Annotated in this window: 15 protein-coding genes and 2 pseudogenes; 14 read left to right on the top strand and 3 right to left on the bottom strand. The window is 61.2% G+C overall.

Annotated elements, in window-relative coordinates; translation table 11 throughout:
• From hutH to AB4P94_RS04225, 14 genes and pseudogenes are all read left to right on the top strand, one after another.
• Positions 1 to 1,539 (top strand): histidine ammonia-lyase, encoded by a 1,539-nt coding sequence (hutH, locus tag AB4P94_RS04290; protein ID WP_395609541.1) that lies wholly within the window; start codon positions 1 to 3, stop codon positions 1,537 to 1,539.
• 175 nt (positions 1,540 to 1,714) lie between these two features.
• Positions 1,715 to 3,124, top strand: coding sequence for an amino acid permease (locus AB4P94_RS04285; RefSeq protein ID WP_395609540.1), 1,410 nt, complete (start codon positions 1,715 to 1,717; stop codon positions 3,122 to 3,124).
• A gap of 15 nt (positions 3,125 to 3,139) precedes the next feature.
• Positions 3,140 to 4,345 (top strand): imidazolonepropionase, encoded by a 1,206-nt coding sequence (gene hutI / locus AB4P94_RS04280; protein WP_395609539.1) that lies wholly within the window; start codon positions 3,140 to 3,142, stop codon positions 4,343 to 4,345.
• A gap of 11 nt (positions 4,346 to 4,356) precedes the next feature.
• Positions 4,357 to 5,157: an N-formylglutamate deformylase gene (hutG, locus tag AB4P94_RS04275; RefSeq protein WP_395609538.1), complete on the top strand. Its 801-nt coding sequence runs from the start codon at positions 4,357 to 4,359 to the stop codon at positions 5,155 to 5,157.
• Between the two features lie 244 nt (positions 5,158 to 5,401).
• Positions 5,402 to 6,337 (top strand): choline ABC transporter substrate-binding protein, encoded by a 936-nt coding sequence (locus AB4P94_RS04270; RefSeq protein ID WP_395609537.1) that lies wholly within the window; start codon positions 5,402 to 5,404, stop codon positions 6,335 to 6,337.
• Positions 6,338 to 6,472: 135 nt separating this feature from the next.
• Positions 6,473 to 7,402 carry an alpha/beta hydrolase gene (locus tag AB4P94_RS04265; protein WP_395609536.1) on the top strand — a complete coding sequence of 310 codons (930 nt, stop codon included), beginning with the start codon at positions 6,473 to 6,475 and terminating at the stop codon, positions 7,400 to 7,402.
• A gap of 103 nt (positions 7,403 to 7,505) precedes the next feature.
• A complete protein-coding gene (pip, locus tag AB4P94_RS04260) occupies positions 7,506 to 8,477 on the top strand; it encodes a prolyl aminopeptidase (RefSeq protein ID WP_395609535.1) in 972 nt (323 codons plus the stop codon).
• Positions 8,474 to 8,911 (top strand): D-aminoacyl-tRNA deacylase, encoded by a 438-nt coding sequence (gene dtd, locus AB4P94_RS04255; RefSeq protein ID WP_395609534.1) that lies wholly within the window; start codon positions 8,474 to 8,476, stop codon positions 8,909 to 8,911. The genes pip and dtd overlap by 4 nt, the downstream gene beginning before the upstream one ends.
• Positions 8,912 to 9,177: 266 nt before the next feature.
• Entirely contained in the window at positions 9,178 to 10,962 is a 1,785-nt protein-coding gene (locus AB4P94_RS04250; protein ID WP_395609533.1) for a glucan biosynthesis protein G, read from the top strand.
• A pseudogene (mdoH, locus tag AB4P94_RS04245) lies at positions 10,955 to 13,563 on the top strand (glucans biosynthesis glucosyltransferase MdoH). The gene AB4P94_RS04250 and the pseudogene mdoH overlap by 8 nt, the downstream one beginning before the upstream one ends.
• 147 nt (positions 13,564 to 13,710) lie before the next feature.
• Positions 13,711 to 14,511: a transporter substrate-binding domain-containing protein gene (locus AB4P94_RS04240; RefSeq protein WP_395609532.1), complete on the top strand. Its 801-nt coding sequence runs from the start codon at positions 13,711 to 13,713 to the stop codon at positions 14,509 to 14,511.
• Between the two features lie 220 nt (positions 14,512 to 14,731).
• Positions 14,732 to 15,529 carry a transporter substrate-binding domain-containing protein gene (locus AB4P94_RS04235; RefSeq protein WP_017254351.1) on the top strand — a complete coding sequence of 266 codons (798 nt, stop codon included), beginning with the start codon at positions 14,732 to 14,734 and terminating at the stop codon, positions 15,527 to 15,529.
• A gap of 176 nt (positions 15,530 to 15,705) precedes the next feature.
• Positions 15,706 to 16,665, top strand: coding sequence for an amino acid ABC transporter permease (locus AB4P94_RS04230; protein WP_395609531.1), 960 nt, complete (start codon positions 15,706 to 15,708; stop codon positions 16,663 to 16,665).
• Positions 16,658 to 17,392 carry an amino acid ABC transporter ATP-binding protein gene (locus AB4P94_RS04225; RefSeq protein WP_395609530.1) on the top strand — a complete coding sequence of 245 codons (735 nt, stop codon included), beginning with the start codon at positions 16,658 to 16,660 and terminating at the stop codon, positions 17,390 to 17,392. The genes AB4P94_RS04230 and AB4P94_RS04225 overlap by 8 nt, the downstream gene beginning before the upstream one ends.
• Before the next feature lie 209 nt (positions 17,393 to 17,601).
• Here the strand turns inward: AB4P94_RS04225 and AB4P94_RS04220 are convergent, their stop codons facing one another.
• The 3 genes and pseudogenes from AB4P94_RS04220 to AB4P94_RS04210 all read right to left on the bottom strand — a co-directional run.
• Complete coding sequence (locus AB4P94_RS04220; RefSeq protein WP_395609529.1) at positions 17,602 to 19,509, bottom strand: methyl-accepting chemotaxis protein; 1,908 nt, start codon at positions 19,507 to 19,509, stop codon at positions 17,602 to 17,604.
• Positions 19,510 to 19,635: 126 nt separating this feature from the next.
• Complete coding sequence (locus AB4P94_RS04215) at positions 19,636 to 20,340, bottom strand: methyl-accepting chemotaxis protein (protein ID WP_395611295.1); 705 nt, start codon at positions 20,338 to 20,340, stop codon at positions 19,636 to 19,638.
• A gap of 201 nt (positions 20,341 to 20,541) precedes the next feature.
• A pseudogene (locus tag AB4P94_RS04210) lies at positions 20,542 to 21,552 on the bottom strand (methyl-accepting chemotaxis protein); the annotation flags it as partial.
• Positions 21,553 to 21,704: the final 152 nt, after the last annotated feature.

Genomic DNA, 21,704 nt, shown 5'->3' with positions numbered 1-21,704 from the left:
ATGAATGTGACTGCGCTAAATTTGATTCCAGGCCAACTGAGCCTCCCCCAACTGCGGGCCATCTACCAGCAGCCGGTAACCCTCAGTCTGGATGACAGCGCCACGGCGCAGATCGAGGCCAGTGTGGCCTGCGTGGAGCAGATTCTCGCCGAGAACCGCACCGCGTACGGCATCAACACCGGTTTCGGCCTGCTGGCCTCGACCCGCATTGCCAGCGAAGACCTGGAAAACCTCCAGCGTTCCCTGGTGCTGTCCCACGCCGCCGGCGTCGGTGAGCCGATCAGCGATGCGCTGGTGCGGCTGGTCATGGTGCTCAAGGTCAACAGCCTCAGCCGCGGCTTCTCCGGGATCCGCCGCCAGGTGATCGATGCGCTGATCGCACTGATCAACGCCGAGGTCTATCCGCACATTCCGTTGAAAGGTTCGGTCGGTGCTTCCGGTGACCTCGCGCCATTGGCGCACATGTCGCTGGTGCTGCTGGGCGAAGGCAAGGCGCGCTACAAGGGCGAATGGCTGGAAGCCACCGAAGCGCTGAAAATCGCCGGCCTGACGCCGCTGACCCTCGCCGCCAAAGAAGGCCTGGCGCTGCTCAACGGCACCCAGGTATCCACGGCCTACGCATTGCGCGGCCTGTTCGAAGGCGAAGACCTGTTCGCCGGCGCCCTGGCATGTGGCGCGCTTACCGTGGAAGCGGTGCTGGGTTCGCGCTCGCCGTTCGACGCGCGTATTCACGCCGCGCGTGGCCAGCGCGGGCAGATCGACGCCGCGGCGGCCTATCGTGACCTGCTCGGCGAAAGCAGCCAGGTGTCGCAGTCGCACCAGAACTGCGACAAGGTCCAAGACCCGTACTCCCTGCGTTGCCAGCCCCAAGTCATGGGCGCCTGCCTGACCCAGCTCCGCCAGGCTGCTGAAGTACTGGTGGTGGAAGCCAACGCCGTGTCGGATAACCCACTGGTGTTTGCCGCCGAAGGCGACGTGATCTCCGGTGGTAACTTCCACGCCGAACCCGTGGCCATGGCCGCAGACAACATGGCCCTGGCCATCGCGGAAATTGGTTCCCTCAGCGAGCGCCGTATCTCGTTGATGATGGACAAGCATATGTCGCAACTGCCGCCGTTCCTGGTGGGCAATGGCGGGGTGAACTCCGGCTTCATGATCGCCCAGGTAACGGCGGCGGCACTGGCCAGCGAGAACAAGGCCCTGGCCCACCCGCACAGCGTGGACAGCCTGCCGACCTCCGCTAACCAGGAAGACCACGTTTCCATGGCCCCGGCCGCAGGCAAGCGCCTGTGGGAAATGGCCGAGAACACCCGTGGTGTGCTGGCGGTCGAGTGGCTGGCCGCATGCCAGGGCCTGGACCTGCGCGACGGCTTGAAGACCTCGACCAAGCTTGAAAAGGCCCGCGGCATTCTGCGCGACAAAGTGGCGTTCTATGAAAAAGACCGTTTCTTCGCCCCGGACATCAACGCCGCCAGCGAACTGCTCGCCAGCCGTTGCCTGAATGAGCTGGTGCCGGCCAAGTTGCTGCCAAGCCTGTAACCGATCCAGAGGACAGCATGCTCTCTGTGGCGAGGGAGCTTGCTCCCGCTGGGTTGCGAAGCAGCCCCATAAATCTGCGAGCGCTTCGCACTCGAGCGGGAGCAAGCTCCCTCGCCACAAGAGGCAGTTGTCCTGCTCAAAATTTTCTCGGGATAAAAATAACTAGGGAAGAGAAATGCAACAGCAAGAGAAGGGTTTGAAACGCGGGCTCAACGCCCGACATATTCGCTTCATGGCACTCGGTTCCGCGATCGGCACCGGGCTGTTCTATGGCTCCGCCTCGGCCATCCAGATGGCGGGCCCCGCCGTGCTGCTCGCCTACCTGATCGGCGGCGCGGCCGTGTTCATGGTGATGCGCGCCCTCGGTGAAATGGCCGTGCACAACCCGGTGTCCGGCTCCTTTGGCCAGTACGCCAGCACCTACCTGGGCCCCATGGCTGGCTTCATCCTCGGCTGGACCTACGCCTTTGAAATGATCATCGTCTGCCTCGCCGACGTCACCGCGTTCGGCATTTACATGGGCTTCTGGTTTCCCGACGTCGCGCGCTGGGTCTGGGTACTCGGCATCGTGTTTTTGATCGGCGGCCTGAACCTGTGCAACGTCAAAGTGTTTGGCGAAATGGAATTCTGGCTGTCACTGCTCAAGGTGGGCGCCATCGTCGCGATGATCCTTGGCGGCTTTGGCATCATGCTGTTTGGCATTCACTCGGCGGGCGAGACCCAGGCCAGCGGTATCAGCAACCTGTGGGCCCACGGCGGCTTCCTGCCCAACGGCGTCGGCGGCCTGATCGCCTCGTTCGCCGTGGTGATGTTTGCCTTTGGTGGCATCGAAATCATCGGCATCACCGCCGGTGAAGCCAAAGACCCGCAACGTGTGATCCCCAAGGCGATCAACGCCGTGCCGCTGCGCATCCTGTTGTTCTACGTGCTGACCCTGTTTGTGCTGATGGCCATCTACCCGTGGCCGCAGATCGGCAGCCAGGGCAGCCCGTTCGTGCAGATCTTCAGCAACCTCGGCATCGGCTCGGCGGCGACCATCCTCAATATCGTGGTGATCTCGGCGGCGGTGTCGGCGATCAACAGTGACATCTTCGGCGCCGGCCGCATGATGTATGGCCTGGCCCAGCAAGGGCAGGCGCCCAAGGGTTTTGCGCAGTTGTCCAAACAAGGCGTGCCGTGGATGACCGTGGTGGTGATGGGCGCCGCGTTGCTCGGCGGCGTGGTGCTCAACTACCTGATCCCGGAAAACGTGTTCCTGCTGATCGCCTCGATTGCCACCTTCGCCACCGTGTGGGTGTGGTTGATGATTTTGTTCACCCAGGTTGCCATGCGCCGCTCCATGACCAAAGAGCAGGTGGCCGCGCTGAAATTCCCGGTGCCGTTCTGGCCGTATGCGCCTGCGGCGGCGATTGTCTTCATGCTGTTCGTGTTTGGCGTGCTGGGTTACTTCCCGGACACCCAGGCTGCCTTGCTGGTCGGCGCCGTGTGGATCGTGCTGCTGGTGGTTGCCTATCTGTTGTGGGTCAAACCCGCCGCCGGGCAAGCAGCCAAGGTCCATTACGATCCGGCTTTGTCTCATCGATAACTTAGGGAGGCGTTGATGAAAACGCTTTGGCAACACTGCCACGTCGCAACCATGGCCCAGGGCAAATACTCGATCATCGAGGACGCCGCCATGGTCACCGCAGGTCAGCTCATCGAGTGGATCGGGCCCTTGGCCGATCTGCCGAAGGGCGACTATGCGCAGGTTCACGACCTGCAAGGCGCGTGGGTCACCCCCGGGCTGATCGACTGCCACACGCACACGGTGTTTGGTGGCAATCGCAGTGGCGAGTTCGAGCAGCGCCTTGAAGGCGTGAGCTACGCCGAAATCGCCGTCAAAGGGGGCGGTATTGCCAGCACCGTGCGCGCCACCCGCGCCGCCACGGAAGATGAGCTGTTTGCCAGCGCTGAAAAGCGCCTGCGCAGTTTGCTGCGTGACGGCGTGACCACGGTGGAGATCAAGTCCGGCTACGGCCTGGACCTGGCCAATGAACGCAAGATGTTGCGAGTGGCCCGTCGCCTCGGCGAAGCGCTGCCGGTCAGCGTGCGCGCCACATGCCTGGCGGCCCACGCGTTGCCGCCGGAATACAAGGACCGCGCCGACGACTACATCGATCACATCTGCACCGAAATGCTGCCCGCCCTGGCGGCGGAAGGCTTGGTGGATGCGGTGGATGCCTTCTGCGAATACCTGGCATTTTCCACCGAGCAGGTGGAGCGCGTATTCAAGGTTGCCCGGCAGTTGAGCCTGCCGGTGAAACTGCACGCCGAGCAGCTGTCTTCCCTGCACGGCGCCAGCCTCGCCGCGCGCTACCACGCGCTGTCGGCGGACCACCTGGAATTCATGACCGAAGACGACGCCATTGCCATGGCCGCCTCCGGCACCGTTGCCGTGTTGCTGCCGGGCGCGTTCTATTTCTTGCGTGAAACCCAGCTGCCGCCGATGGAGGCCCTGCGCAAGCACGGCGTGAAAATCGCCATCGCCAGCGACCTCAACCCCGGCACCTCGCCGGCGTTGTCGGTGCGCCTGATGCTGAACATGGCCTGCACCCTGTTCCGTATGACCCCCGAAGAAGCCCTGGCCGGCGCCACGCAGCACGCCGCCACCGCGCTGGGCATGGGCGAGACCCATGGTTCTTTGGAAGTGGGCAAGGTGGCGGATTTTGTCGCCTGGCAGATTGATCGCCCAGCTGACCTCGCCTACTGGCTGGGCGGCGAGCTGGATAAACGCGTCGTGCGCCACGGCGTCGATGTCACCGTCTGAGGAGTGTTGTTGTGGATAAGGTTCTGACATTCAAACAAGGCCGCGTACCGCTGCTGATCAGCATGCCCCACGCTGGCTTGCGCCTGACGCCTGCGGTCGAGGCCGGGTTGATTCCCGAGGCGCAAAGCCTGCCGGACACCGATTGGCATATCCCCACGCTGTATGACTTTGCCGAAGAACTCGGCGCCAGCACACTGGCCGCCGAGTATTCGCGGTTTGTGATCGACCTGAACCGGCCGTCGGACGACACGCCTTTGTATGCAGGCGCCACCACCGGCTTGTACCCGGCGACGTTGTTCGATGGCGTGCCGTTGTTCCGCGAAGGTCAGGTGCCGTCCGAGGAAGAGCGCGCGACTTACCTGCAAAAAGTTTGGGGCCCATACCACCGCACGCTGCAGGAGGAACTGGCGCGCCTGAAAGCCGAGTTTGGCTATGCGCTGCTGTTTGACGCGCACTCGATCCGCTCGGTGATCCCGCACCTGTTTGACGGCAAGCTGCCGGACTTCAACCTCGGCACTTTCAATGGCGCGGCCTGCGATCCTGAGTTGGCCGGCCAGCTTGAAGCCATCTGCGCCAGACATCCGCAGTACACCCACGTGCTGAACGGGCGCTTCAAGGGTGGGCATATCACCCGGCATTACGGCAACCCGGCGCAGGATATTCATGCGGTGCAACTGGAGCTGTGCCAGAGCACGTATATGGAAGAGGTTGAGCCGTTCCGGTATCGGCCGGATTTGGCCGAGCCGACGCGGGTGGTGTTGAAGCAATTGCTCGAAGGGTTGTTAGCTTGGGGGCAGAAGCGTTACCGATAATTTTTTGGTGTTGCTGATATAGCTTTCGCGAGCAAGCCCGCTCCCACATTTGACCGAGATTCAGGATGAAAATGGGGTCGAAATGTGGGAGCGGGCTTGCTCGCGAAGGCGGCTTTAGGGTCGCCCCAGTGCAACTGCCGGTCGCCACAGTTCGTGTTATCAGAGGTCCCGCTGGGTAAGGTTGTGGATACGGCGCGTCAGACGCCACTCCCCACAATAAAAGCTGCCGAGTGAGCCCTCATCCATGAAAAGACTGTTGTTGACCCTCACCTGCGCTGCGCTGATCAGCGCCAACGCCATGGCCGCCGAACCGGCCTCCTGCAAAAGCATCCGCATGGGCGTGGTCAGTTGGACCGATGTGATCGCCACCTCTGGCATGGCCGACGTGCTGTTCAACGGCCTTGGCTACGACAGCAAGCAGACCAGCGCCGTGCAGCAGATTATCTTCGCCGGCATTCGCGACAAGCGCCTGGATATCTTCCTCGGTTACTGGAAACCGGCGATGGACAACAACATCGCACCGTTCCTCGCGGCGGGGCAGGTCAAAGTCCTGGAGAAACCTGGCCTCGCCGACGCCCAGGCCACCCTCGCCGTGCCGCAATATGTGGCCGATGCGGGCCTGAAAACGTTTGCCGACATTGCGCGCTTCAAGGACAAGCTGGGCGGCAAGATCTATGGCATCGAGCCCGGCAGCGGGGCAAACACCGATATTCAGAAAATGATCGACACCAACCATTTTGGCCTTGGCGGCTTCAAGTTGGTGGCCTCCGGTGAAGCCGGCATGCTCGCGGCGGTGCAGCGTGCGGTGAACCGCAAGGAGTTCGTGGTGTTTGTGGGCTGGACGCCGCACCCGATGAACATCAACATGAAAATGGCCTACCTCACCGGCAGTGAAGACGTGTTCGGCCCCGATGAAGGCCGCGCCACGGTTTCGACCGTCACCGCGCCGGATTTCGCCGAGCGCTGCCCGAATGCCAACCGCTTGCTGGAAAACCTTACCTTCACCGCCGCCCAGGAAAGCCAGTTGATGGTGCCGATCATGGAGCGCAAGTCACCGCAGGATGTGGCCAAGCAATGGCTGCGTGATCATCCCGAGGATTTGCAGCGCTGGCTGGCCGGCGTTACCGCATTTGATGGCAAGGATGGCGTGGCGGCGGTGCAGGCCAGCCTCAACCCCTGAAACAACACAGAGCAAATGTGGGAGCGGGCTTGCTCGCGAATGCGGTCTGCCAGCTACAAATAGGCTGACTGACACACCGCCTTCGCGAGCAAGCCCGCTCCCACAGTTGATCTCCATTGATAGGGATATTTGCGCATGTATCCGGTTTCTCCACAGCTTGCTGCCTTCATCACCAAAACCGAAGCCTTCACCAGCGACGATGCCTCCCTGGCCGGCCTGCGCCAGAACTACGACCGCATGTGCCAGGCCTTCACCCCGCCGAAGCCTGAAGGGCTGCAAGTCTCGGACTTTGCCTTGGGCGGCGTCGGCGTGCGCAGTTACTTGCCCACGGCGAAAACTCCGGCCGAAGGCTGGCCGTGCCTCCTTTATATGCACGGTGGCGGTTGGGCCGTCGGCGGCCTGGACTCCCACGATTTCATTTGTTTCGAATTGGCCACGGCCCTGCAAGTGCTGGTGATCGCCATCGACTACCGTCTGGCGCCTGAACATCCATTCCCGGCGGCTTTTGAGGATTGCTGCGGCGTCTGGAAGGCGATCCAGAGGGGAGAGGGGCCGCACGTCATTAACCTGCAGCGTTTGGCCGTAATGGGTGACAGCGCTGGCGGCAACCTGGCGGCGGCTTTGTGCCTTGGCCTGCGCGATGACGGGCAACCGCTGCCCCAAGCTCAGGTATTGATTTACCCAGGTCTCGGCGGCCCTGCCGATTTGCCGTCGCGTCGCGACTGCATGGACGCGCCGCTTCTCAGCACCGCCGACACCGACTGCTACCTGGCGTTGTACCTGCGCGGTACCCGCCAACCGTCAGCCTACGCAATGCCGCTGCTGGCGCAGAGTTTTGCCGGATTGCCCAAGGCGCTGATCGCCGTGGCGCAGTTCGACCCGCTGCGCGACGATGGCATGCTCTACGCCGAGCGCCTGCGTACGGCGGGCGGCGAGGCTGTGCTGTATCCGGGCAAAGGCCTGGTCCACGGCTGTTTGCGCGCCCGCGGCCAGGTGCCGGAGGTGGACAAGCTCTTTGACTACTTGCTGTATTACCTGAGGAGCGAAGGGCTGACACAGGTCTAAGCGCTCAAGGACATGCTCATTGCACAATTCGGGTTTATGATGCCAGACGGCAGAATAATAGACGTCCCCCCAGGGATGAACCCGACACCCTACGGAGCGCGCAATGCAGACTTGGTACCCGCAGATCAAACCCTACGCCCGGCACGATCTGGCAGTCGATGACACCCACACGTTGTACGTCGATGAAAGTGGCTCCCCCGAAGGCTTGCCTGTCGTCTTCATCCACGGAGGCCCCGGCGCCGGTTGCGACGCGCAGAGCCGCTGCTATTTCGACCCGAACCTGTACCGCATTGTCACGTTCGACCAGCGCGGTTGCGGGCGCTCCACCCCCCGCGCCAGCCTGGAAAACAACACCACCTGGGACCTGGTCGCCGACCTTGAACGCATCCGCGAGCACCTGGGCATCGACAAATGGGTGCTGTTCGGCGGCTCCTGGGGTTCGACCCTTTCCCTGGCCTACGCGCAAACCCACCCCGAGCGCGTGCTTGGCCTGATCCTGCGTGGCATCTTCTTGGCGCGCCCGCAGGACATTCACTGGTTCTACCAGGAAGGCGCGAGCCGCATGTTCCCGGATTACTGGCAGGACTACCTGGCGCCTGTCCCGGCGGATGAACGCCACGACATGCTCGGCGCCTACCACAAGCGCTTGACCGGCAACGACCAGATTGCCCAAATGCACGCAGCCAAGGCCTGGTCCGGCTGGGAAGGGCGCATGCTGGGGCTGTGCCCGAGCCCGCAGCACGTCGAGCGTTTTTCCGAGCCGCAACGCGCGCTGTCCATTGCCCGCATCGAGTGCCACTACTTCACCAACAACTCCTTCCTGGAGCCCGACCAGCTGATCCGCGACATGCACAAGATCGCCCATCTGCCTGGCGTAATCATCCATGGCCGCTACGATATGATCTGCCCGCTGGACAATGCCTGGGAGCTGCATCAGGCGTGGCCCAACAGCGAGCTGCAAGTGATTCGCGAAGCCGGCCATGCCGCGTCCGAGCCGGGCATCACCGATGCACTGGTGCGCGCGACGGGCGAAATGGCACGGCGCCTGCTTGATCTGCCGCCAGAAGAAGCATGAAGGGCTTGTTGCAACGGGTGCGTGGTGCCCGGGTAGAAGTGGAAGGCGAAGTGGTTGGGGCCATCGACCAGGGTTTGCTGGTGCTGGTGGCCGTCGAACCCTCGGACACGCCCGAGAGTGCCGACAAACTTTTGCACAAGCTGCTTAACTATCGGGTGTTCAGCGACGACGAGGGCAAGATGAACCTGTCGTTGAAGGACATCGGCGGCGGTTTGTTGCTGGTATCGCAGTTCACTCTGGCGGCGGATACAAAAAGCGGGCTGCGCCCAAGCTTCTCCACGGCGGCCCCTCCGGCCCTGGGAGCGGCACTTTTTGATCACTTGCTGTTACAAGCGCAACAATTGCATGGCAAGGTGGCGTCAGGGCGTTTTGGCGCGGATATGCAGGTGCATTTGGTCAATGATGGCCCTGTGACATTCCTCTTACAGACATGAATGTATTAAAAACGACTTTAATGCCTAAAAACGCAGGGTTTCGCTACAAATACTTCGTTGTCCCTGATGCGTTGTTTCGCGGGCTACTAGATAATCGCGCGCTATGGGGATCAGCGTTGTTTGGTCCATTTTTGACTTAGGTAGAGACTTGTCCGACGGCCTTTGGGGAATCATTTTGACCCAGGGGAGTCGGAACAATGCTCGCCAACCTGGCATATAGATAGCTGGCCGTTGGTTTTTTGATCTGTTTTCGGCGAGGGTTGCTCGTGATTGTTAGTCCCTGTAATGCACCAAAATTGTCTGCCAAACGGTTACGAAACGCACTGGTAACGGGCTCTGCCCTGTTTTGCCTGTTCGGCGCGGGTCAACTGTGGGCATTCAGTCTGGACGATGTGTCGGCCAAGGCAAAAGAGCTGGCCGGGCAGAAGTACGAAGCGCCGCGCAGCAATCTGCCGAACGAATTCCGCGAAATGAAATTCGCTGATTACCAGAAAATTCGTTTCCGCAACGAAAAAGCCGAGTGGGCCGATCAGAACACCCCATTCAAGCTGTCCTTCTATCACCAGGGTATGCATTTCGACACGCCGGTGAAAATCAACGAAGTGACCGCCGACAGCGTGCACGAAATCAAATACGACCCTACCCGTTTCGATTTCGGCGACGTCAAGTTTGATCCCAAAGCCACCGAACAACTGGGTTATGCCGGTTTCCGTGTGCTGTACCCGATCAACAAAGACGACAAGCAAGACGAAATCATGACCATGCTTGGCGCGAGCTACTTCCGCGTCGTGGGCAAAGGCCAGGCCTATGGCTTGTCTGCCCGTGGCATGGCGATCGACACCGCGTTGCCGTCGGGCGAAGAGTTCCCGCGCTTCACCGAGTTCTGGATCGAGCGCCCGAAACCGGGTGAAAAACAGCTGGTGATCTTCGCCCTGCTGGATTCCCCGCGTGCAACCGGCGCTTATCGCCTGACCCTGCGCCCTGGCACCGACACCATTGTCGACGTCAAATCCCAGATGTTCCTGCGCGACAAGGTCACCAAGCTGGGCGTGGCCCCGCTGACCAGCATGTACCTGTTCGGCGCGAACCAGCCGTCGAAAGTACTCAACTACCGTCGTGAGTTGCATGACTCCAGCGGCCTGTCGATCCATGCCGGCAACGGCGAGTGGATCTGGCGCCCGCTGAACAACCCGAAACACTTGTCGGTCAGCAACTTCAGCGTGGAAAACCCGCGTGGTTTCGGCCTGCTGCAACGTGGCCGCGATTTCAGCCACTATGAAGACCTCGACGACAACTACGACAAGCGCCCAAGTGCCTGGATCGAGCCTGAAGGCGACTGGGGCAAGGGTTCTGTTGACCTCGTGGAAATCCCGACCGCCGACGAAACCAACGACAACATCGTTGCGTTCTGGAGCCCGGCCGAGTTGCCGAAAGTCGGCGAGCCGCTGGACGTGTCCTACCGCCTGCACTGGACCATGGACGAGAAGGACCTGCACCCGGCCGACAGCGCCTGGGTCAAGCAGACCCTGCGTTCCACCGGTGACGTGAAGCAGTCCAACCTGATCCGTCAGCCGGATGGCAGCGTGGCCTACCTGGTCGACTTCGAGGGCCCGTCCCTGAAAGCCCTGCCGTCGGATGCTCCGGTGCGCAGCCAGGTCAGCGTCGGCGACAACGCTGAAATCGTTGAAAACAGCGTGCGCTACAACGAGCACACCAAAGGCTGGCGTTTGACCCTGCGGATGAAGATCAAGGACGCAGGCAAACCGACCGAAATGCGTGCGGCCCTGGTTCAGGACATTCCGCAGGCCGAGCCTGAGAAGGCGTCGACCCAGGTGATCAAGGCTGACAAGCTGCTGGCCAAGCAACACGAGAAGCAGGCCAAGAAAGACGCAAAAGAGGCGAAAGACGCTAAAGACGCCAAAGATGCGAAAGACAAGGAAGCCAAGCAGCCAGACGCTGCTCCCGCTGCACCACTCTCTACCCCGGAACCGGCCAAGACCGAAAAAGTCCTGACCGAGACCTGGAGCTACCAGTTGCCTGCCGATGAGTAATTCTCAAGCCACGCCCGAGACTCTGTCCGAGTACCTGGCGCATCTCCCGATGACCGCTGAGCAGCGCGCCGAACTGGCGGGCTGCTCATCCTTCAGCGAGCTGCACGAGCGCCTGTCGTCCAAGGCCTTCGACGCACCGACCGACGCTGCCCAAGCGTCGGTCGGCCGCCGGCTGACCCTCAACACGGCCGAAGAGCTGCAAGACGCCGAAATGCTGGCACTGGATGCCAGCGGCCGGGTTTGCCTGAAGGCCACGCCGCCGATCCGTCGTACCAAAGTGGTGCCCGAGCCTTGGCGCACCAACATTCTGGTACGGGGCTGGCGCCGCCTGACCGGCCGCACCAACCCGCCGAAGCCGCCGAAAGACGACCGCGTACTGCCGGCCGCGCGCTGGCGTACCGTCGGTTCGATCCGTCGCTACATTTTGCTGGTGTTGATGCTCGGCCAAACCATCGTCGCCGGCTGGTACATGAAGGGCATCATGCCGTACCAGGGCTGGTCGCTGGTTTCGTTCGACGAAATCCGCAATCAGACCCTGCTGCAAACCGCTACTCAGGTACTGCCTTACGCCCTGCAAACCAGCATCCTGATCATGTTCGGGATTTTGTTCTGCTGGGTTTCAGCCGGTTTCTGGACCGCGCTGATGGGCTTCCTGGAACTGCTGACCGGCCACGATAAATACCGCATCTCCGGTAAAAGTGCCGGTGACGAGCCGATCCCGAAAGATGCCCGCACCGCGCTGGTGATGCCGATCTGCAACGAAGACGTGCCCCGGGTATTCGCCGGCCTGCGCGCGACGTTCGAATCGGTGGCCGCCACCGGTGACCTGGACCGTTTCGACTTCTTCGTGCTCAGCGACAGTAATGACGCCGACATCTGCATCGCCGAACAGCAAGCCTGGCTCGACGTGTGCCGCGAAGCCGGTGGTTTCGGCAAGATCTTCTATCGCCGCCGCCGCCGTCGCGTGAAACGTAAAAGCGGCAACCTCGACGACTTCTGCCGTCGCTGGGGCGGTGAATACAAGTACATGGTGGTACTCGACGCCGACAGCGTGATGAGCGGTGAGTGCCTGACCAGCCTGGTGCGCTTGATGGAAGCCACGCCGGATGCCGGGATAATCCAGACCGCGCCGCGTGCCTCGGGTATGGACACTCTGTATGCGCGCATGCAGCAGTTCGCCACCCGTGTGTATGGCCCGTTGTTCACGGCTGGCCTGCACTTCTGGCAGCTGGGTGAATCCCACTACTGGGGCCACAACGCAATCATCCGTATGAAGCCTTTTATCGAGCACTGCGCCCTGGCGCCGTTGCCGGGCAAAGGTGCGTTCGCCGGTGCAATCCTTTCCCACGACTTCGTTGAAGCGGCGTTGATGCGCCGTGCCGGCTGGGGCGTGTGGATTGCCTACGATCTGCCGGGCAGCTACGAAGAACTGCCGCCAAACCTGCTGGACGAACTCAAGCGTGACCGTCGCTGGTGCCACGGTAACCTGATGAACTTCCGCCTGTTCCTGGTAAAAGGCATGCACCCGGTGCACCGCGCGGTGTTCCTGACCGGTGTGATGTCTTACCTGTCGGCGCCGTTGTGGTTCTTCTTCCTGGTGTTGTCCACAGCCCTGCTGGCGGTCAACACCTTGATGGAGCCGCAGTACTTCATGGCGCCACGCCAGTTGTACCCGCTGTGGCCGCAATGGCACCCGGACAAGGCGGTGGCGCTGTTCTCCACCACCATCGTGCTGCTGTTCCTGCCCAAACTGCTGAGCATCATCCTGATCTGGGCCAAGGGCGCGAAAGAGTTCGGCGGCAAGTTCAAGGTGACCTTGTCGATGCTGCTGGAGATGCTGTTCTCCATGCTGCTGGCGCCGGTGCGGATGATCTTCCACACCCGCTTCGTGCTTGCCGCGTTCCTCGGCTGGGCGGCGACCTGGAACTCGCCGCAGCGTGACGACGACTCCACACCGTGGAGCGAGGCGGTCAAGCGCCACGGTCCGCAAACCGTGCTGGGTTTCCTGTGGGCGCTGTTGGTGGTGTGGTTGAACCCGAGTTTCCTGTGGTGGCTGATCCCTATCGTCGGTTCGCTGATGCTGTCGATTCCGGTGTCGGTGATTTCCAGCCGGGTCAAGCTGGGCCTCAAGTCTCGCGACGAGAGCCTGTTTCTGATCCCTGAGGAATACAACCCGCCGCAAGCGCTGCTGTCGACCGAGAAGTACACCCACGAAAACCGTTGGCACGCCCTGAATGACGGGTTTGTGCGTTCGGTGGTCGACCCGCAGCAAAATGCCCTGGCCTGTGCCCTGGCGACTTCGCGTCACCGTGAAGCCGAGCCGATCGAGTACCTGCGCCTTGAGCGTGTTCGCCACGCGTTGAAAGTCGGTCCGGCCGGCCTCAACAACGGCGAGCGTCTGGCATTGCTCAGCGACCCGGTCGCCCTGGCCCGCCTGCACGAGCAGGTCTGGAGCGAAGGTCACGCCGAGTGGCTCGGCGCTTGGCGTGAGTCGATCAAAGCGGATCCGCACGCGCCTTTGCTGCCGCTGCAACCGCTGTCATCCCAGGCCCAGCCGGCCTGATTCCGACACCCCCGAGGGCTCACCTCGGGGGTGTTTGAAACGCTGGTCCTACAGCGTTTCCCGCCTCTTCCTTATTCTCATAATCCCTTGTTATTTCGAAACAAAAGACCTTCGTTCGAGGCGTATTGCCGTGCCTGTGGCTGGGGTAGCATCCCCCGCACATTCGATTGGCTGCGGGGGGATTCATGTTCAAAAAGTATTGTTCGGCCTGGCTGATCGGCGCGCTCGCTATGGTTCACACAAGCCTGCTGAGCGCCGGCGCTCTCGACGATGCTGTTCATCGCGGGGTGCTTAAAGTCGGCACCACGCCCACTTACGTCCCGTTCGAAATGACGGACAAGCAAGGCCGTATCGTTGGTTTTGAGATTGACCTGCTCAAGGCAATGAGCAGCGCCCTGGGGGTAGAGCTTGAACTCATCCCGATGCCCTACACGGACTTGCTGCCAGGGCTGATGGCCAAGAAATTTGACCTGATCGGCAGTGGTATGACGGTCACGCAGGAGCGCAACCTGAAGTTGAATTTCAGCGACTCCTTTATTGTCGTCGGCCAAACCTTGTTGCTGCACCCCCGCCTGGCCGGCAAGGTGTTTAGCATTGAAGACCTTGACGACCCCGGTTACCGGGTCGTGGCCACAGAGGGCACCACCGCAAAAGCAGCGGCACAGCGCTTTCTGGGCACGGCCCGGATAAGCAGTTTCGCTACCCCGGAAGAAGCCTTGCGGCAGGTGGTGGAGGGCAAGGCTGATGCCTTCATTCATGACGCGCCTTACAACCTGATCGCGATGACCAAGCCGCAGAACACTGCGTTGCTGGCTTTGGAGCAGCCGTTTACTTTCGAGCCTCTGGCCTTTGGTGTGAAAAAAGGCGATTACGACAGCCTCAACTGGATCAATCACTTCCTCAATCAAGTGGCCCAGGATGGGACCTACGATCGCCTTCATGACAAGTGGTTCAAGGACACTGACTGGATGGCGGACATCGACTGATCGTCATAACTGCTTACACATCAACGGATTGCTGACTATCAGACGCTGAAGCCTCTACCGCCAGCGCTCGCTGCACCGTTGTGGGGCTTTTCCGACATACGCCGACAACATTTACCCGTGAAACCTTTGTGACAGGAGGCGAGTGGGTTAGGATCGCACCCCGAATTGGTGCAGCCCTTTTGCGCGCCGACCATACAAGAATCGTTCAGGGGACTTGATGATGAAAAAGTATCTTTCGATGCTGCTGCTCGGCGTCACGGCGCTGGTCGCCGCCACTGCGGCCCAGGCCGGTGCCATCGACGATGCGGTCAAGCGCGGCTCGTTGAAAGTCGGCATGGACCCGACTTACATGCCGTTCGAAATGACAGACAAACGCGGTGAAATCATCGGTTTTGAAGTCGATATCCTCAAGGCCCTGGCCAAGTCTATGGGCGTCAAGCTGGAGCTGGTGTCCACCGGCTATGACGGCATCATCCCGGCCTTCCTGACCGGCAAGTTCGACATGATCGGCAGCGGCATGACCCTGACCCAGGAGCGCAACCTGCGCCTGAACTTCAGCGAACCCTTCATCGTAGTCGGCCAGACCCTGCTGATCCGCAAGGACCTGGAAGGCACCATCAAGTCTTACAAAGACCTGAACGACGAGAAATACCGCCTGACGTCCAAGCTCGGCACCACCGGCGAGATGGTCGCCAAAAAGCTGATCTCCAAAGCCAAGTACCACGGCTATGACAACGAACAGGAAGGTGTGCTGGACGTGGTCAACGGCAAGGCGGATGCCTTTGTGTATGACGCGCCGTACAACGTGGTGGCCGAGAAGAAAGTCGGCAACGGCAAGCTGGTGTTCCTCGAAGAACCCTTCACCTTTGAGCCCCTGGCCTTCGGCCTGAAAAAAGGCGATTACGACAGCCTCAACTACATCAACAATTTCCTGCACCAGATCCGTAACGACGGCACCTACGATCGCATCCATGACAAGTGGTTCAAGAGCTCCGAGTGGCTCAAGGACATGGAATAAAAGCTGGCTGTTGTGGCGAGGGAGCTTGCTCCCGCTGGAGTGCGAAGCGCTCCCAACCCAGGCACTGCGGTTTATCTGCCAGTTCCTGGTCGCCAGTAATGGGGCTGCTTCGCAGCCCAGCGGGAGCAAGCTCCCTCGCCACAGAGGGGCTTGCCCCACCTTTTGGATGTTGAGTGATGAAACCGAAAAAAGCCCAATGGCCCTGGCACCTGCTGACCGTGGTCGTGCTGGTTGGCCTGGCCGGTGCGCTGTACTACGCCACATCGTTGATGGCCTACGAATGGCGCTGGAACCGCGTACCGCAATACTTCGCCTATCAGGCTGAAGAGTCCCAGCGCGCCGCTGACATCTCCACCGTGGTCGAGTTGGTACGCAAGGGCGATATTGCTGAAGTCACCCTGCGTAACGACGCGGGTGTTGAACAAAAGCTCACCGTCGCCGACAACAGCCTGCAAGTGGCGCGCGGTGACGACGTGGCTGAAGGCGATGTAGTCGGCGTCACCCGTCATTGGGCACTCGGCCCGTTGATGTGGGGCTTGTGGACCACGCTGTGGCTGTCGGTGGTATCGGGTATTTTGGGGTTGGCGATTGGTCTGGCGACGGGCTTGTGCCGTCTTTCGAGCAACCCGACTTTGCGTGATTTGTCGACGATCTACGTCGAACTGGTCCGCGGCACGCCGCTATTGGTGCAGATTTTCATCTTCTATTTTTTCATCGGTACGGTGCTCAACCTGTCCCGGGAATTTGCCGGGGTCGCAGCGTTGTCGCTGTTCACCGGCGCCTATGTGGCGGAAATCGTGCGTGCCGGGGTGCAATCGATTACCCGTGGCCAGAACGAAGCCGCGCGCTCCCTGGGCTTGAGCGCCAGCCAGTCGATGCGCCACGTGGTATTGCCGCAGGCCTTCAAGCGCGTGCTGCCGCCATTGGCCGGGCAATTTATCAGCCTGGTCAAAGACACCTCGCTGGTGTCAGTGATCGCCATCACCGAGCTGCTTAAAAGCGGCCGCGAAGTGATCACCACCTCGTTTTCGCCGTTTGAAATCCTGTTCTGTGTGGCAGGCCTGTACCTGCTGATCAACCTGCCGCTGTCGAAAATGGCCAGCCGGCTTGAGCGGAGGCTCGCGCAAAGTGATTGAAGTCCGCGATCTGGTAAAAGTCTTCGACACCCGTGGTCACGTGGTGCGCGCGGTGGACCACGTCACCACCCAGGTCGCCAAAGGCGAAGTGCTGGTGGTGATTGGCCCGTCGGGCTCCGGCAAATCCACCTTCCTGCGCTGCCTCAATGGCCTGGAAGAGTTCGATTCGGGCTCGGTCAGCATCGACGGCTTGCAATTGGCCGACCCGAAAACCGACGTGAACGCCTACCGCCGCGAAGTCGGCATGGTGTTCCAGCACTTCAACCTGTTCCCGCACATGACGGTGCTGGAAAACCTGTGCCTGGCGCAGAAAGTCGTGCGCAAGCGCGGCAAGAGAGAGCGTGAGGCCAAAGCGTTGGCACTGCTGGAAAAAGTCGGCATTGCGCAGAAGGCCAACGAGTTTCCGTCGCGCCTCTCCGGCGGCCAGCAACAGCGCGTGGCGATTGCCCGCGCGTTGGCCATGGAACCCAAGGTGATGCTGTTTGACGAACCCACCTCGGCCCTTGACCCGGAAATGGTCGGCGAAGTGCTGGACGTGATGAAGACCCTGGCCCTGGAAGGCATGACCATGGTCTGCGTCACCCACGAAATGGGTTTTGCCCGCGAAGTGGCCGACCGCGTGCTGTTCTTTGATCACGGCAAATTGCTCGAAGACGCTTCGCCCGCCGAGTTCTTCGATGCGCCGAAAGACCCGCGCGCCCAGGCCTTCCTGCGTCAGGTTCTGTAATTCTTATGGCGAGCGAGCTTGTTGTGGTGAGCCAGCTTGTTGTGGCGAGCGAGCTTGCTCGCGCTGGGGCGCGAAGCGGCCCTAAAACCTGCTACCGCGTTTTGTCTGAGAAAACGCGGTGTGCTTATTGGGGCTGCTGCGCAGCCCAGCGCGAGCAAGCTCGCTCGCCACAACCACAACAGCCTCGCTCACCACAGGTTCTGTAAGTCTCAAAGCCTGAATTTGCCGACCAGGCTCTGCAAATCCAGGCTCAGCTTCGTCAGCTGAATGCTGGCCGCCGCCGTTTCCTCACCGGCGGTCGCGGTCTGTTCAGACACATCCCGTACTTTCATGACGCTGCGGTTGATCTCCTCGGCGACCGCACTTTGTTGCTCGGCCGCAGCGGCGATCTGCGGGTTCATTTCCTGGATAATCGACACCGTACGCATAATGGCCGCCAAGGCATCGCCGGCATCGCGACTCAGGTCGACGCTGAAGTCGGTCAGGGCGCGGCTGCCGTCCATGATGTCCGCTACCTGCTGGGTACCGGCGTGCAGCCCGAGTATCAACCCCTCGATTTCTTCAGCAGATGCCTGCGTACGCAAGGCGAGGCTGCGAACTTCATCGGCGACCACGGCGAACCCTTCGCCTGCGGTGCCGGCACGCGCGGCTTCAATGGCCGCGTTCAGCGCCAACAGGTTGATTTGTTGGGACACGGATTTTATGACGTCCAGCACGCTGCCGATTTTTTGGCTTTCGCGCTGCAACGCAATCATCGCTTGGCTCGCGCGCGCCATTTCATGGGCCAGATGGCCGATCTGCTCAACGGCCTGGCCGACAACCTTGTCTCCGACGGTGGCTTGCCGATCGGCCTCACTGGCCGCCGCCGAGGCTTGCTCGGCATGCCGCGCGACTTCGTGGGCCGTCGCAAGCATTTCATTCATTGCGGTGGCCACTTGGTCGGTTTCATCTTTCTGGTCGTTGATCCCGGCGCGGGTCTGTTCGGTGACGGTTGAGAGCTGCGAGGCGGCGCTGGCGATTTGCTGGGCACTGGCGCCAATGCTGCCGATCAGGCTGCGCAGGTTGCGCGTCATCTGCCCGATGCTCTGCTGCAACTGGCCCAGTTCGTCGCGACGATCCACCTGGCAGTCATGGCTCAGGTCACCGCCGGCAACACGGTGAGCGGCGGTGAGGATGGCTTGCAGCGGTGCGGCGACCTGCCGGGCGATCCACCAGGCGGCCAGAGTGCCCAACAGCAAGGCACAGAGTGTGACGATGATCAACAGCGTACGCGTCTGGCCGGCCTCGCTGTCACGCTTCGTATTTTGGCCCTCGCTCAGCTGTTGGTTTTGCTCGCGCAAGTCATTGAGTTGCTGTTCAAAGCGGTTTTGCACGGTTTCGGTGGTGAGTTGGGCTTCCTTGAGTTTGATCAGTTGGTCGCGATAGTTGGCCAGGTCGGTTTTGAGCAACGCCGAGTCTACGGGGAGCGTAGTCACGGCGGTTTGTGCGACGGCCAACGCGTCGAGGGTCTTGCCGATGGCCTCGGCGTAAGCCTGCAGCGATTCGGCGGCCCAGGCAGGGCTTTGCGTTCGATTCTCGGCTTGTTCCATGGCTTGGCGCAGGTTCTCGATGGCATCCAGCGCTTTTTCGTCCTGTTGGTCGGGCAATTCGCTGGCCAATTGGGCGAGGGTCTCGCTGGCTTGCACAGCAGTTTTTTTGAGAGACGGGCGAATGCTCTCGCGTTGTTCGATCAATGGCGGCAGCTCCACCAGCGCGGCTCTGAAGGCTGCGACCAGGCGTTTGGCTTCCTGTAGCCGTTGCAGGTCTGCCGGGTCTTGGGAACGGTCGGAAAGGTCCGCCAGGTGCCGATCGATTTGCTCAATCTTCAGGGCCATTTTGCCCAGGCTGTCGGCGTCTGTAAGCGTGCGGTACACAATACGGTCGGCCCGCATGGACTCCGTGTCTACCGCCAATTGCCCGAGAATAGACAGGTTGTTGGAGCGGTACAGCGCTGCGTTCAAGGCTTGCCAGCCGGTGGCGGCAATCAGAAAGCTGAGCATCAGCACTTGGCCAAAACCCAGCGCGAGCTTGAGACGAACACTGGCATCGACCAGCAAACGGGTCAGCCGAGGAAACATGGTGAACCTCCGGATCAGAGAAAGCGCCTGGAAACGCTAAATCGATTCGGGGACCTGCAGGGCTGATAGTTGTGTGGGAAGTTTCACATATTGCGGCGGCACGGATTGGCCGCCGCGCTAAGCAGATCAGACGCGGAAACGCCCGACCAGGGTTTGCAGGTAGATCCCCAAACGCGCCAGTTCCGCGCTGGACGCCGCCGTTTCTTCACTGGCCGACGACGTTTGTTCTGACACATCGCGCACGTTCAGCACGCTGCGGTTGATCTCTTCGGCCACCGCGCTCTGTTGTTCGGCAGCGGTGGCGATCTGCGAGTTCATGGCCTGGATGGTCGAGACGGTGCGGGTGATATTGCCCAGTGCGTTGCCGGCGCGGCGGGTCAGCTCGACACTGCTGTCGGTGAGGCTGCGGCTGTTGTCCATAATGGTCGCCACCTGCTGGGTCCCGCTTTGCAGGCCGACGATCAGCTCTTCAATCTCCTCAGTCGACTTCTGGGTGCGCTGGGCCAGGCTGCGCACCTCGTCGGCCACCACGGCAAAGCCTCGTCCGGCCTCACCGGCACGCGCCGCTTCAATCGCCGCGTTCAGTGCCAGCAGGTTGGTTTGCTGGGCCACGGACTTGATCACGTCGAGCACGCTGCCGATCTTGTCGCTTTCGCGTTTGAGATGGCCCATGGCCTCGGTGGAGTTGCCGACCTCGGTGGCCAGGCGTTCGATTTGAGCGATGGCTTCGCCCACCACTTTGTCGCCTTCACGGGCTTGCTGGTCAGCCGCCACAGCGGCCTCGGAGGCCTCCTCGGCGTTGCGCGCGACTTCCTGCACGGTGGCGGCCATCTCGTTCATGGCGGTAGCCACCTGGTCGGTCTCGACCTTCTGGCTGTTGACCCCGGCGCTGGTCTGCTCGGTGACTGCCGACAGTTGCTCGGCAGCGCTGGCAATCTGCGTGACGCCGTCACTGATGCCACCGATCAACTCGCGCAGGCCCACGGTCATGCTTTGCATGGCGCGTTGCAGCTGGCCCAGCTCATCCTGGCGGGCGGAGTTGAGGTTATGGCTCAAGTCGCCGGAAGCGACACGCTCGGCCACTTTGAGGGTCTGGTTCAACGGGATGACGATCTGGCGGGTGATGGCCCAGGCGGCGACGATACCGAAGATCAGTGCCAGCACGGTCGCCAGCAGCAGGAGTTGTTTGGCCTGTGCCGCGTCGTGATCACGCACCACGGTCTGGGAGACGGTGAGTTTGTCGCTGTGGCCCAGCAGGATGTCGCCTTGTTCGACCGTGACTTTCAGGGCTGCCGCGGTTGCCACTTGGGAGTCGCGGTACTGGCTCACCGCCGCGCGGTAGGCTTGCAGCGAGGTGCTGGCTTCTTGCAGGTTCGCCTGGTACTGCTCTGGCAGTTGCCCCTGAAGCTCGGCGATTTTCTTCAGGGCATTGTCGATGGCGTCCAGGGCCGGCTGCTCGGCGTCTGGCTTGCCGCTGTAGGTGTAGCCGCGCACCTGGAAGCGCGCTTGCTGGATCAGCTTGCTCAGGTCGACCACGCTGTTGAACTGGGTGACGCTGTCCCCTTGCAGCAGGGCTTTTTCGATTTCGCTGGTCTTGGCCACGGCGTTGTCGGCAGTGTCGCCAAGCTTGCTGCGTGCACCTTCGCGCTTGAGGCCGGCAAAAACCATGGCGCCAAAGGCCTTTTTATATTGGTTCAAGGCGTCCAGCTGCTGCTCGACGAGCGCCTTGTCGTCGGGCTGTTCGATCAGGTTTTCGGCGGTTTTCAGGCCTGCTTCCAATTGGGTGATCAGGTTGTTGACCGCATCGGTGCCCTGCTCGCCACGGCGCATTTCAAAGTCCAGGCGCGCCAGGCGCAGGTCTTTGGTCAGGCTGTTGAGGCTGGAGATAAAACCGAGCTTGTCGCCGCGACTGGTCACATCGCCCAGGCCGGTCCAGCCGGTGAAGGTGATCAACAGCGTCAGGATCAACACCAGGCCAAAGCCAATGCCCAGCTTGCGATTGACGCTCACATTCCCCAGTTTTTCGGCTAACAGACGGTACATACAGCGATCTCCTTTGGAACAAGGCTTGGACTTATTCAGAGGTTATCGGCAGGTACGTAGAAAACTGTAACAACACAAATCCAATGTGGGAGCGGGCTTGTCGGATCGCCGCACCGCTGCGATGGCATCAGCCGGGTCTGTCTGAGATACCG

It is taken from the genome of Pseudomonas sp. B22129 (assembly GCF_044218875.1).
Classification (GTDB): Bacteria; Pseudomonadota; Gammaproteobacteria; order Pseudomonadales; family Pseudomonadaceae; genus Aquipseudomonas.
This window is presented reverse-complemented; position numbering and strand designations above follow the sequence as displayed.